This is a genomic window from Paenibacillus macerans (assembly GCF_900454495.1).
Lineage (GTDB): Bacteria > Bacillota > Bacilli > Paenibacillales > Paenibacillaceae > Fontibacillus > Fontibacillus macerans.
The window spans coordinates 3,469,072-3,481,152 of the sequence record NZ_UGSI01000001.1 but is presented as its reverse complement, the minus strand read 5'-3'; the positions used below and the strand labels follow the sequence as shown (position 1 = coordinate 3,481,152).

Here is a 12,081-nt window from a genome sequence, read left to right as displayed (position 1 = left end):
GGCACATTATGTACTTATTGTCCGGAACCAGCCATGTTCATTCCCATTAGGGGCACTTTTTGTCCTTATTTTCCTATGGATGGTCCAGAATATGGGCATTTCCTTGTGATTCGAGAAAATAGCGACAAAAATTTCCTCTATTTCTCTCGAATGGACGGTTATCGCCAGAATAACGTGCGTTTTTGCCCTTATTTTTTTTCGGTGGAGCTTTAATGTAAGGAGGGAAGGGGATGTCCGAAACCCGGTATGAACATATTCAGACGAAGACGACGTTAAACCGCGTCAAGGAGGAGGCGATGCCCTTCGAATGGTCGATTAATCCGTACCGCGGCTGCGGCCATGGATGCAGCTTCTGTTATGCCAGAGCGTTCCAGACGTTTCTTGGGAGAAGCGCGGAGGACGAATTCCAATTTCATATTTCGGTCAAGGAAAATGCGGCGGAGGCGCTGGAGCGGCAGCTAACGGCTTTGACCCGTAAGTTCGCCTACGATATTGAGGCCGTTAGCCGGCATGTCGGGCAGGTGGCGATCGGCACGGCGACCGACCCGTATCAGCCTGTCGAAGCCAAGGAACAGATCACCCGGGAGTGCCTGAAAGTATTGGCCAAATACCGGATTCATACCAGCGTGACGACGCGTTCTCCGCTGGTGATGCGGGACATCGATATTTTGCGCAAAATGCGCGGCGTTTCGGTGAACATCAGCGTCAATACGCTGGACGCCGAGCTGATCCGCAAGCTGGAGCCGGCTTCGCCTCATCCCGGCAAACGTCTCTCCACCGTGAAATATTTGGCGGAGCACGGTATTCCTGTCGGCATATTCGCCGCACCGGTCCTTCCGTTTCTGACCGATTCGGAGGAAGGTTTGGACAACCTGCTCCGGTCGGCCAAGGAGCATGGCGCCGGGTTTGCCATGATCTCATTGCTTAGGCTTTCGCCGGACGTGAAAGCCTGGTACTTCCGGACGCTGCAGCAGCATGATCCCAAGCTGGTATCCCGCTACCGTGCGCTTTATGCCGGGGCCTACGCGGAGCCGTGGTATACGGACCGTTTTAAGCGGATGGCGCGCGCCCTTTTGGCCAAACACGGACTAGACGGTTCGGAAACGCGCGGGGCCCAGGCTTCATCCGGCATCGGCACGGAGGTCCCGGCCTTGCGGCCGGGGGCCGTCCCGCAGCCGGCCTGCACCGTATCCGAGCGGGAAATTACCCCGGAGGTCGAGCAGCTTTCTTTTCCGTTTTAAGACTGTAAAGGGGTCTTATTTGCAGACATAGAGATATGGTAAATTGCTTGATCAATAATTTTCATGACGATGGCGGATTTGTGACCTCTTTACTTGTTATAGAATTCGGCCACACTCTTACCGCAGGCACTGCCTGCGGTTTTTCGCGTTGCAGCGATAGCTCCTATAGTTCACGGCACTTATTCCTCGTCCAACGGTTATTCGTCAAACGCCGATTTCTAAAGTTGAGCCCAAAATTTCTGGCTCAAAACCGAGATCAGTCCTTGACAAAATAAATTATAGCGTTCGTGTCTTGGTATCCCTGCACGCTGCTTAGCACGATTATCCCTTTGGTTCAGAGGGTAGAGGGTGGGGGCTAATCACGGACCTTTCATTTTTTCCGGTGTCTTGCCCTTCCGGATCAAACGGGATATTCGTGCAAAGCGTCCGGAAAGTGGATATTGATCTGCCGACCAACCCACCGGCCTTCCCTTTCAAGTGCTGATTATTAGGTTGAGCCAAATTTTTCTTTCATTTTTTTGCACCTATTCATAGCTAAAACTTCATATAAACGTTAAAATAACTGTGGTGCATAAAGCTTAAAAAAATTTCTCTAAATTTCCATAAAATTGGAGGTTTTAATAGGGATTGTAGCGAAATGTACAAGGTAGCTCGTTTTATTTTAAGTGCAGAGGTGCTGTAATGAAGGCTTGGATCAAAGGCGTGGCTGTTTTTTTCGTGCTGCTTCTGGCGGCTTTTTGTGTCTTTCTATTTAATAGTTCAAGCGATTCGGGATCGGATGTTATCAAAATAGATCGCTGGCAAATTGCTTGGACGGACCGCTTAGATCCGCAGATGAGCATTGAGCAGCTTGAGGCGCTTGATGGTTGGATCGATGTGAAAGCGGGCGAGAAGATTCCGTTGAAGCCAAACGCGGAGATGGCTCAATGGATCAAGATCCAGCTTCCCGAATTAACCGACAATTCCCTGGTTGTTCTAATCGATAAAATATACGGTAGGCACATTGTAGTTGATATGGATGGAGTTCAAGTTTACGAAACCCAGCGAAAATTCAACTATAACCTAAATAGCGTCCTGTTCCCGATCACTGCTGAAAATTCCGGGCAAACAGTCTATATTGGAGTATCGTCAGCTACCAACAAAATTGGCGTTTTCGATGATATCAAAATCGGTCATTATCAGGGATTGATGAAGGACTTTGTTAGAGGCAACATTGCGGATTTGATTGTGGGCAGTACGCTTATGTTTATCGCCGTAATTATGCTCGTTTGTTCTCTTTTTTTGAAATATGTAAATATGTCGATGTGGTTTTCGCTTTGCGCGGTCATTTTATCTAGCGGGCTGCTCGTGCTTACGTATTCACCGTTTGTAAATTGGCTTTTCGACTATACGACAGCGGGCTCATTATTGTTGATGCTGTTTGACATATCGTTGTTTACCATGCTTCCCTCGGTGATCTTTTTCTTTGAAAAAATATTCGGTCCCGGGTACCGTGGCCTCATTCGACATACTCGGAATTTTTTAGTCGCTTACTTTATTTTTTGTTTCCTTGTTATGCTTGTCAATGAGATGTCGTTTAATCATTTTTACATGATCTACTCCGTGGTTACCGTTCAATTAGTGGGATACATCATGATTGCAGAGTTTATTATTTTGGCCTGCACCTCAACGATCTATATCATGAATCGGAACAAAGAGGCGGTTGTTTTTTTCGCCGGATTTATTACTTTTGCGTTGATCTGCGTTGGGGACCTGTTACAGTATTATTATAACGGCGGGTATTATAAACTTTCTTTATGGAAATGGGGAGTCGTCTGCTTCCTCGTCTCACTGGTTATTATTTTGGGCAGAAGAATTGCCGCCAATCATGAGCAAGTGGTTGAGTACTCCAAGCAGTTGGAGATGTTTAACAATGAGCTGCAGCGTTCGGAGAAAATGGAGATCATTAGCGAACTGGCCGCTTCCGTAGCCCATGAGGTTCGCAACCCGCTGCAAGTTACTCGCGGATTTCTGCAGCTGCTGGCCGAGAAACAGCAAAACTCAGATAAAGTTTATTTAAGCATGGCCTTGGAAGAATTGGATCGTGCGTCGGGGATTATTACGGACTTTCTGACTTTTGCCAAGCCTGAAGCCGGAAAGGTAACGGTCCTCAATGTGCTTGATGAATTTATCCATATCGAAGGAATATTAATTCCGCTCGCCAACCTTCAAGGCGGCAAAATCTCCGTTCATATTCCCAAAAATCTCTACGTTCGGGGAAACTCCTCAAAATTTAAGCAGGCGTTCATCAATATTATTAAAAATAGTATCGAAGCGCTTAATGGGGAGGGCGAGATTCTGATTTGGGGTTATGAGGAAGAGAACAGCATCGTGATTCATATTAAGGACAACGGGGAAGGGATGGGCAATGAGGTGTTGGCTCGGCTAGGAGAGCCTTATTTCTCCAACAAAACCAAAGGGACCGGATTGGGGCTGATGGTTACGTTCCGGATTATCGAGGTGATGAACGGCGAAATACACTTTACAAGTGAGAGAGGGGCAGGGACGGAAGTCGTTATCCGGTTTCCCTCCGTAAATCAAGAGGAACAATCTAACGGATAAGCGTTTCCGCTCCCTGTCCGTTTTGGTGTTAACTGCCCGACGTCGCTGAGTCTGGCTTATTAACTATCCCCAACTTCCGAGCGGTTTGATCTCGCTTTTCACCACATTCGCCGGATTGGGCGGCAGCACCACGTAAAATTCGTCAGAGCTTTCTTCGACGGTTTTAATTTTGATATGATCCGGGAGAATTACGCCGAGTGCCTCCTGAATAGCGGCTTTCGGGTCGGCGAGCAGCTTCGCCTTAAAGCTGGGGTCCTGCCATGCTTTCTCAATAACTTGCGATTGAAGGAGAGCTCCTGTTGTCATAAGATCACCCTTTCCTGAAAAATAGGTTAATATTTCCTCTTAACTATACCATGGAACTCGACAAAGTGCTAGGTAAGCGACTTGTTTTTCGACAGCCAATACTCCAATCCGCCATGAATCAACAAATTTCGCTGCTGCCGGAGATCCAACGCCCCTTGCTTGAGGTTTTGCCGGAGATGTTCGTGAAACTCCCGCAAATGGACAAGGCCGGGGGCGGCCGAGGCCAGAGCCGCGGTGTGTTGATCCGTCCGTTCCGCATAGGTGAGCAGGATGTCCCGCACGTACAACGCCTCTCTGATCTCCTCCGGCGTAGGCCGGCGGTCTCTAGGAATCTGCAGCTCCCGCTGGACATCGGATATCAGGCAATTGTAGCTGCCTTCCCTTAAATCCTTCTCCCAATCCTCCCAATCGTCCAGCATTTGCAGCGTGACCAATACCGTGTCCACCGCCGCTTCTAAAGCGGGAATCCGCGTTTTCCGCCCGGTCAGCAGCAGCGCCCCAGCAACGGACAGTTTGACTGGAGCGGCCTTGTGAGCCACCCGTACCGGGTCCTCTTGGAAAAAATCACTTTCGTGCTCAAACGCGACCGCTTCCGCCCACTCCGCCGCGTATTTGCGGAAATAGCCCCAGAATGGAGAAGCGGCGGGAAAATAGCTGCCGTAAATATGTAAAAATTCAAGCTGAATCAGATTCGCCAACGGCAGTTTCCGTTTATCCGCAGCTTCCGGATCGTCCATTACTTCGTCGATCAAATGGTAATACATCATGACGAAAATCATGGCGACGGTTAAGCGCCGGCTGTCCTCCGTTTTGGTGCCGGCAGCCTCCTGCAGCCAAAACGGCAGCAGGTAGCATATGTAGTTTTGGGAAACGCCCCTTTTAAGCGCGTGAAACCTGTCAAGGTAGGCGGCAGCTTGTCCCCGGAAGGCTTCAGGCATTCCCGATAAAATCTTTTCCGCGTCGCTGAAAGCTGTTTCCAGCTCTTTTTCAAAACTAGTAAACCAGTTCAAGAATACGACCTCCCCCATAAATTAGGAAACCTGTAATCATTATATAATGGGAGGCCGTGCTTGTTCCAATTCGCCAGAGACAGCGTCTGTCCCCGGCATAGTCGCCGCCAAGGTGCGGGGCATCCGCAACCATGATGAAGAACTGGGAGCCGGCCGAATCGGGAATTCGCCCTTAATGCCGTAGCCCGGACCGCCGGTACCATTGCCATCCGGGTCGCCGCCCTGAATCATGAAGTCCGGAATGACGCGGTGGAAGGTGGTTCCGTCGTAAAATCCGCTTTTCACCAGCGAAATCAAGCTGTTTACGGTATTCGGAGCCACCTAAATTTTACAAGTTCTATCTTTTATTATAGCATTTGATGAATTCCGATAAAAATCAGCAGCAGGCCGGAGATAACGGTAGCGTAGTCGCCGAGTTTCTCCGCGGCGTATTTCTCACCGAATCCGGAGCATAACGCCAGCAATAGGAAGCTGAAAATGCCGACCGACAGCGAGGTATACCAAATATTCAGGCTCGTGATTCCGGCGTTAAATCCGCCCGCCAACGCGTTCATGGCTAAAGCGATCCCCAGCACGATCGACTCCCCCAGGCTGATCGATTTGGAACTGTCTGTATCGGCTTCCTCGGGATTGCGCAGCAGCCGGGTAAGCGAATTTGCTCCGTTTGCCGGGGGCAACGGTTTTTTCTCGATGAACGGCTGCAGCAGTACCCATACTCCGACCCCCACGATGACGAGCGTTCCCAGCATTTGCCCGATCCAGGGGTGAAACCACAGGGAGAGCCAACTGCCGAACAGCCCCGATACTAGTGTGGCCAGAAAAGAAATGAAGGAGATGGCCAAATTGGAATACCAGGGAATGTGGATTTTCCGCACCCCATAAGCAATACCGACACCCGCATTATCCAGGTTGGACGCGAGTCCAATGGCGATGACAGCCCACAGACCGTAAGAATCCATGATGTTCGCTCCTTTGCGTTACGTGATGACACAGCATATGCCCAGAAGCGGTTTTTGGTTTCTGGAAGAAGCCGTTATCCTGTCCGCAGAAGACGAAGGGGCGCCGATAAAAGGTTTTCATTATCTTTATAAAGTAGTATAATTGCCACAAAGATAATCCTTAGGGGTGATAAATGTGCTTGAGAATTTGTTGCGTCCTTCTCATTTGCTGCTTTTGGTCATAGCTGCGCTGCTGTTGTTCGGTCCCAGCAAACTACCGGAACTTGGGCGCAGCTTTGGCACGATGTTGAAGGAGTTCAAGAGAGGAGCGCGGGGGGACATCGTTGAGGAGGAGAAACCTCAGGAAATCCAAACCGCGACGGAAACGAATAAACCATCTTAGCATAAAAGAATGAGGCGCCCTCGCGGGCGCTTTTTGTTTGTTCTGGGGGAATTCGCGATTGCCATCAAATAGACAAATTTTTTTCAGCGGGCCAGCTTTGGAAAGTATTGACTTTCATTTTAGGCAAGTGTATAACATTATTATAGGCAATTGTCTAAAAAGGAGATGGATAGCGAATGAGCCGCTTCAAAAAACTGCCTGACACCGAGTTTGAAATCATGAAGGTCGCTTGGGCCAATGAACCCCCGATTACGACAGCCATGGTCATGGAACAGCTGGGCAACAAACGTGAGTGGAAAGCGCCCACCGTCATTTCCCTCATGATGCGCCTGGTTGAAAAAGGTTTTCTGCGAACGGAGAAAAAAGGCAAGGAACGCACCTATTTCCCGCTTGTAACCAAGGAGGATTATCTCAAGTTTGAAACAGGAAAATTTATGCAACTTTATCACGAAAACTCTTTCCTTAGCTTTGTAAATGCGCTGTATGACGGAAAACGGCTCAGCGACCGCGATATCGAAGAATTGGTAAATTGGGTGAGAGAAAGGGGGAAGTAATATGCGGGGATTTCTAGGTACCTTGATCGAGTGTTCCATTTCCATGACCGTCCTTATATTCGGCTTTATGGCCGTCACTCCATGGCTGTCGAAAAGATATGCCGCAAAATGGATTTACTATGCTTGGGCGATCATTGTGGCCGGACTTATTTTTCCGCTCAGGTTCCACGCCGGCGCGGCTTTAATCCCGGTGAATATTATTCCCCCCGCCGAGGTTCGTCAAGCCATGCAGGAATATGGAGATACGGCGGGCACCCAAGCTTTAATCCCGGCCGGAAAAGAGAGCTTGGGATTGACGGCGGCAAGTTCCTGGGAACAAGCGGCGGGAGGCTTATGGCTGGCTGGGGTTGTTATATTTGCCGCTTATTATGGCCTGAAGCATTATCGTTTTCTCAAGCTGGTCAAACGGTGGAGACAACCCGCAGATCCGCAAATGTATGAAATATTGTTGAATATTAAAAGCGATCTCGGCATAACCAAACAGGTCGGATTGTATATCGCCCCCTGCGTGACCAGCCCGATGCTCACCGGTTTCGTAAACCCGGCTTTATTACTGCCCGCACAGCATTTCTCCGCCGATGAATTGCCGTATATCCTCAAGCATGAGCTTATTCATTTTAAACGAAAAGATCTTTGGTATAAAAGCCTGGTATTTGTCGCGGCGGCGATGCACTGGTTTAACCCCGCGGTGTATCTGATGGCCAAGTCGATTGCCAAGCAATGCGAGATTTCCTGCGATGCGGAAGTGGTGAAAGGGGCGGATGATGCCGCAAGGCAGCAATACAGCGAGACGATCCTTCGGGTAATCAGGAATCAATCCAAGCTGCAAACGATGTTTTCCACCAATTTTCACGGAGGTTTAAAAGAGATGAAGCAGCGAATTTTCGGCATAATGGATATAGCCAAGAAAAAGAACGGAATCGTTGTCCTTGGTCTTATCCTCTTAGGAACAATAGGCTCGGGGATAGCCTTTCCGGCGAATCAAGAGGCGGCCGCCGGGTCATATGCTGAAGAAGCTGTCGCATCGGCCCGGGAGCAAGCGGGCACGGCGAACTGGATGGACAGCGAAGAGACCGCGCAGAGTTATGCCGAATATGAAAAGTATGGTTTAACCTTTGATAAAAAAATACACCGTTTTTATTACCACGGCAAATTAGTCCGTTCTTTTGCGGATGAACTGGACGGGAACGGGACTTACCGTTTTTTCACCTTTCCCGACGGCGCGTTCGATTTAGAGGCTGTGCGGAATGCCGATGGCCGCATCGAAAAATTGGTTGAAATCTCGGATAAAAATTGAGATATACCGGGGGCGGTTAAATTGTTTAAGGAGAAATACGCATGGGGGATATTGATCATCTTTGCACTGCTTCTCGGAGGGTGCGCAGGCAGTCCGCAAGCGGCTCCAAATAAACCGAAATCGTTGAAAGTGATGTACTATAGCGAGGAATATTTCAATCAACAATATGGCGATGTGTTTAGAGCGAAATACCCCGATATAGAAATTGAAGTTTTGGACAACAGCCATATAGACTACGCTTCCGAAGACGATGTGGACAAAGCGGAAATCGAATTTATAAAGCGGGAGCAGCCGGATGTTCTGTTGTTGGAGGCGGAGCAATATGAGCGGTATATCGAAGAAGGACTGCTCATGGAATTGGACACGTTTATCCATAAAGACAATTATGATTTGCAAAGTATCTATCCCGCGATTATCGAATTGCTGCAAGAGAAAGGGAATGGAAAAATTTACGGGCTAAGCCCCCGGTTTTACGAAACGGCGGTTTTTTACAATAAAACCTTGTTTGAAAAATACGGAATAACACCCCCTCAGGATAAAATGACTTGGGCGGAACTGATTGAGCTGGCCAAGCGGTTTCCGCAGTACGATAGCAATGGGGGAAAATTATACGGATTTGGCTTAAAGGACGGCCTGTCCTTCGACATTTTGGCTGATCGTATCGCTTTAACACAAGGACTGCGCGTTGTTAACTCTAAAGATATGAAAGTCACGATAAATTCGGATGCTTGGCGGGAAGTTTTGCAGCTTGCGCTGGATGCTTGCGCCTCTAAAAACGTTTATATTCCGCCGGATGAGCGGACAGGCAGTACATATCGCGATTATTTAATGAACGATCCGTTTATAAACGGTTCTATGGCGATGACGGTGGATAATTTGCTTTTGCTCCAGGATCTTGAAAATGCGCAGGGCAGGAATCGGGACTATGCCGCATTTTCATTGGGAGCGGCGGCCGGGCCGGTCGATTCGCACGCACGCGATCTATCCAATGATATACAGCTTAAAGAGATATGGTCCATTAGAAACGGATCGCCTAATGCGGAAACGGCATGGGAGTTTATCAAATACGTGAATAGCGACGATTACGCGAGAGTGAAGGGGAAGACCATGGATGGTTTTATTTTGTCCAGAAGGGGGCATTATGAAGACCTCGGAATTGACCTTAACGCTTTTTATTCACTAAGACCCAATATTGCAAACCATAGTATGGAAGACAATATTCCGGACAAATTTTATCCATCGTTCGAAGAACTGATGCAAAGAGAACTGCAAAAGGTTGCGGAAAACCAAGTTTCCTTGGACGAAGCTATCAAGCAAATTCGACAGCGGGGCAATTTATATTGGATGATCTTTTGAAGAAAAAATAAACGGGCGGCCGGCCTTCCGAAGGACCAAATTCGGAGACCGGCCGTTTGCTTTTGTCCGCGCGCCGTCGTTATGTTTGCAGCAGCAACAATATAATCGAGGACAGCCCTAGGCAGGTGCTGACCAAATAAAGCACCACGACCGCCTGTTTCTGACTGAAGCCGGCGCGAAGCAGCCGATAATGGACCTGGCTGGCATCGGCCTGATACGGTGATTTGCCTTCCATCATCCGCTTAATGACGACGAACAGATTGTCGAAGATCGGCACGCCGAGCGCCAGAACCGGGATAAACAGGGACAGCACCGTCGCTTGCTTAAATGCGCCGTCCAGCGCGATCACGGCCAGCATAAAGCCGAGGAAAGTCGCTCCGGCGTCGCCCATAAACACTTTGGCCGGAGGTTTGTTATAGCGCAAATAAGCGAGCGTTACCCCGATCAACGTGATCGACAGCATGGCGGAGTTCGTTTGTCCTTTCGTCACTGCCACCACAAACAACGTTACGGCCGATATCGCCGACAATCCCCCGGCCAGCCCATCAAGCCCGTCCGAGAAATTGACCACCGTCGTTACGCCGAAAATCCACAAAATCGTCAGTATAAATTGCAGCCATTCCGGAAGAAATACATACTGGCCGCTTAGCGGATTCACGAACCCGTTGAATTGAATGCCGGCAAAATAGACCAGCACGGCTGCCGATACCTGCACGATTAGCTTGGGCAGCGCCGGAAAATCGCGGCCTTTCGTTTTGTACCAATCGTCGACGGTGCCGATCGCCAGCAGCAGCAAGCCTCCGCCAAATAACGCCCCGGTTTCCCAGGAGAAATCCCGCGTGAACAGCAGATACGAAACAAAAAAACCGGTAAAAATGGCGTAGCTCGCCGTCAGCGGGATCGGCTGCCGGTGGATTTTCCGCTCGTTGTCGGCGCGGGGCTTGTCCACAAAGTCGAGACGAAAGGCCAGCTTGCCCAGCGGCGGAATGAGAAAATAAACGATCAAAAACGATAGCAAAAAGGAAAGTACGTATAAAATCTTGCTCACCACCAGATGGATAGACTTATTAACTTTTACATCCCATATTATAAAAAGAATCTTAAAACTTGTCGAATACATGCTACAATAGCTGCATACAGTTAACAGGCGAAGGGTGAACCGAAGCCCGTATCTGTGGTACATTATAGGAAAAGGCAAGAACCGTACGGGGGGATAATAAGAATGCAAGACGATTACTCGCGTAAACTTGAAGACCAGAAAGGTCTGTTCAAACAGCTTGGCATCAAGCTGGATGCGCTCTCCATTCATGAAAAGGAATTTGACGTCAAAATGCGCGGCTACGACAAGGAGGATGTGGATCGTTTCCTTGACGAAATCATCGTCGACTATGAGCGCTTTTACGATATCATCACCGATTTACTGGACAAATATAAGGAAATCCAGCGCCGCCAGGCTTATTGGGAAGAAGAGAAAAAGGCGTTCGCCGCCCGCAAGCCGCAGCTTGAGCTGGAGAACGCCGTAGACCGCCGCCTCGTCGAAGACGGGATCCGCCAGTTGGAGCGCAGCCTGGAGCAGCTAAAACTGCAGGTTCGCAAGGACAAATAAATAGGGAACAGATAAAAGGATGTGAACATTCTAAGGACCGACGCGAAAGGCGCCGGTTTTTTGCATATTGGCGCCGCTTTAGGCGAAGAATAGTCGGTAGCCCCGAAAATAAACAGCCCTGTTAACAGCCCTGTTCAATCTTCACGGGATGTTCATGTTTCCAAGACTTGCAACTTGGGACGTCAAGTGGTAATATATAAACAAGATTTAGATTTAGTCTAAATTTAAGATTTTAAAAGACACAAATCGAAGCGAAAAGGGCATTAAAATTATTGGACATAGGAGGAATTTAAAATGGCAAATCAAACGATGACTCAAGTTGATCAACAGCTGCAGAAACAATTGAACCTGCAAATCGCAAACTGGACTCTGATGTACACAAAGCTGCACAACTTCCACTGGTTTGTAAAAGGCTCGAATTTCTTTACATTGCATGAAAAATTCGAATCCTTGTACGACGAAGCTGCCGGGTACATCGACGATATCGCGGAACGCCTGCTGGCCATCGGCGGAACTCCGGTAGCTACGCTGCGCGAATCGCTGGCGATCGCCAGCCTGCAGGAAGCGAGCGGCAAAGAGACGGCCGATGAAATGGTAGCCGCCATTGTCGCCGATTTCGAGACGCTGTCGAGCGACCTGAAAGACGCCATGGAAACGGCCGCCCGCGTTGAAGATGAAGCGACCGGCGATTTGCTTCTCGGCGTTCTTTCCGCCCTGGACAAACATCGTTGGATGCTGAACGCTTACCTGGGTAAATAAGCTGGCCGAT

At 49.0% G+C, this 12,081-nt stretch carries 12 protein-coding genes and 1 pseudogene; 8 read left to right on the top strand and 5 right to left on the bottom strand.

The window, feature by feature from the left end; translation table 11 throughout:
- Positions 1-230: 230 nt before the first annotated feature.
- Both DYE26_RS15765 and DYE26_RS15760 read left to right on the top strand, forming a co-directional pair.
- Complete coding sequence (locus DYE26_RS15765; RefSeq protein WP_036625337.1) at positions 231-1,241, top strand: SPL family radical SAM protein; 1,011 nt, start codon at positions 231-233, stop codon at positions 1,239-1,241.
- Positions 1,242-1,922: 681 nt separating this feature from the next.
- Positions 1,923-3,842: a sensor histidine kinase gene (locus tag DYE26_RS15760; RefSeq protein ID WP_036625334.1), complete on the top strand. Its 1,920-nt coding sequence runs from the start codon at positions 1,923-1,925 to the stop codon at positions 3,840-3,842.
- A gap of 63 nt (positions 3,843-3,905) precedes the next feature.
- On the opposite strand, the gene DYE26_RS15755 is transcribed toward DYE26_RS15760, so the two are convergent.
- The 4 genes and pseudogenes from DYE26_RS15755 to ytaF all read right to left on the bottom strand — a co-directional run bounded on the left by DYE26_RS15755 (position 3,906) and on the right by ytaF (position 6,117).
- On the bottom strand, positions 3,906-4,148 hold the full coding sequence (locus tag DYE26_RS15755; protein WP_036625332.1) for an NHLP leader peptide family RiPP precursor: 243 nt from the start codon (positions 4,146-4,148) through the stop codon (positions 3,906-3,908).
- 68 nt (positions 4,149-4,216) lie between these two features.
- Positions 4,217-5,158: a hypothetical protein gene (locus tag DYE26_RS15750; protein WP_036625329.1), complete on the bottom strand. Its 942-nt coding sequence runs from the start codon at positions 5,156-5,158 to the stop codon at positions 4,217-4,219.
- Positions 5,142-5,479: pseudogene (locus tag DYE26_RS34220) on the bottom strand (peptidylprolyl isomerase); the annotation flags it as partial. The pseudogene DYE26_RS34220 and the gene DYE26_RS15750, both read right to left, overlap by 17 nt.
- Positions 5,480-5,505: 26 nt before the next feature.
- Positions 5,506-6,117: a sporulation membrane protein YtaF gene (gene ytaF / locus DYE26_RS15740; protein WP_036625327.1), complete on the bottom strand. Its 612-nt coding sequence runs from the start codon at positions 6,115-6,117 to the stop codon at positions 5,506-5,508.
- A 175-nt stretch (positions 6,118-6,292) separates the two neighbouring features.
- Here ytaF and DYE26_RS15735 point away from each other — a divergent pair, with 175 nt between their 5' ends.
- From DYE26_RS15735 to DYE26_RS15720, 4 genes are all read left to right on the top strand, one after another.
- Positions 6,293-6,499, top strand: coding sequence for a twin-arginine translocase TatA/TatE family subunit (locus DYE26_RS15735; RefSeq protein ID WP_036625324.1), 207 nt, complete (start codon positions 6,293-6,295; stop codon positions 6,497-6,499).
- Between the two features lie 176 nt (positions 6,500-6,675).
- On the top strand, positions 6,676-7,053 hold the full coding sequence (locus DYE26_RS15730; protein WP_036625322.1) for a BlaI/MecI/CopY family transcriptional regulator: 378 nt from the start codon (positions 6,676-6,678) through the stop codon (positions 7,051-7,053).
- A gap of 1 nt (position 7,054) precedes the next feature.
- Entirely contained in the window at positions 7,055-8,350 is a 1,296-nt protein-coding gene (locus tag DYE26_RS15725) for a M56 family metallopeptidase (protein WP_051985661.1), read from the top strand.
- A gap of 21 nt (positions 8,351-8,371) precedes the next feature.
- Positions 8,372-9,706, top strand: coding sequence for an ABC transporter substrate-binding protein (locus DYE26_RS15720; RefSeq protein ID WP_036625319.1), 1,335 nt, complete (start codon positions 8,372-8,374; stop codon positions 9,704-9,706).
- Positions 9,707-9,785: 79 nt separating this feature from the next.
- On the opposite strand, the gene DYE26_RS15715 is transcribed toward DYE26_RS15720, so the two are convergent.
- Complete coding sequence (locus tag DYE26_RS15715) at positions 9,786-10,745, bottom strand: MraY family glycosyltransferase (RefSeq protein WP_036628648.1); 960 nt, start codon at positions 10,743-10,745, stop codon at positions 9,786-9,788.
- 183 nt (positions 10,746-10,928) lie between these two features.
- Here DYE26_RS15715 and DYE26_RS15710 point away from each other — a divergent pair, with 183 nt between their 5' ends.
- Positions 10,929-11,312, top strand: a complete 384-nt coding sequence (locus DYE26_RS15710) for a DivIVA domain-containing protein (protein ID WP_036625317.1) — start codon at positions 10,929-10,931, stop codon at positions 11,310-11,312.
- A gap of 294 nt (positions 11,313-11,606) precedes the next feature.
- Positions 11,607-12,071, top strand: coding sequence for a Dps family protein (locus DYE26_RS15705; protein WP_036625314.1), 465 nt, complete (start codon positions 11,607-11,609; stop codon positions 12,069-12,071).
- Positions 12,072-12,081 lie beyond the last annotated feature (10 nt).

Excerpts from the sequence above, each read along its gene's own strand:
- DYE26_RS15765 (WP_036625337.1), top strand. The coding sequence starts at position 231 with ATGTCCGAAACCCGGTATGAACATATTCAGACGAAGACGACGTTAAAC.
- DYE26_RS15760 (WP_036625334.1), top strand. The coding sequence starts at position 1,923 with ATGAAGGCTTGGATCAAAGGCGTGGCTGTTTTTTTCGTGCTGCTTCTG.
- DYE26_RS15755 (WP_036625332.1), bottom strand. The coding sequence starts at position 4,148 with ATGACAACAGGAGCTCTCCTTCAATCGCAAGTTATTGAGAAAGCATGG.
- ytaF (WP_036625327.1), bottom strand. The coding sequence starts at position 6,117 with ATGGATTCTTACGGTCTGTGGGCTGTCATCGCCATTGGACTCGCGTCC.
- DYE26_RS15730 (WP_036625322.1), top strand. The coding sequence starts at position 6,676 with ATGAGCCGCTTCAAAAAACTGCCTGACACCGAGTTTGAAATCATGAAG.
- DYE26_RS15725 (WP_051985661.1), top strand. The coding sequence starts at position 7,055 with ATGCGGGGATTTCTAGGTACCTTGATCGAGTGTTCCATTTCCATGACC.
- DYE26_RS15710 (WP_036625317.1), top strand. The coding sequence starts at position 10,929 with ATGCAAGACGATTACTCGCGTAAACTTGAAGACCAGAAAGGTCTGTTC.
- DYE26_RS15705 (WP_036625314.1), top strand. The coding sequence starts at position 11,607 with ATGGCAAATCAAACGATGACTCAAGTTGATCAACAGCTGCAGAAACAA.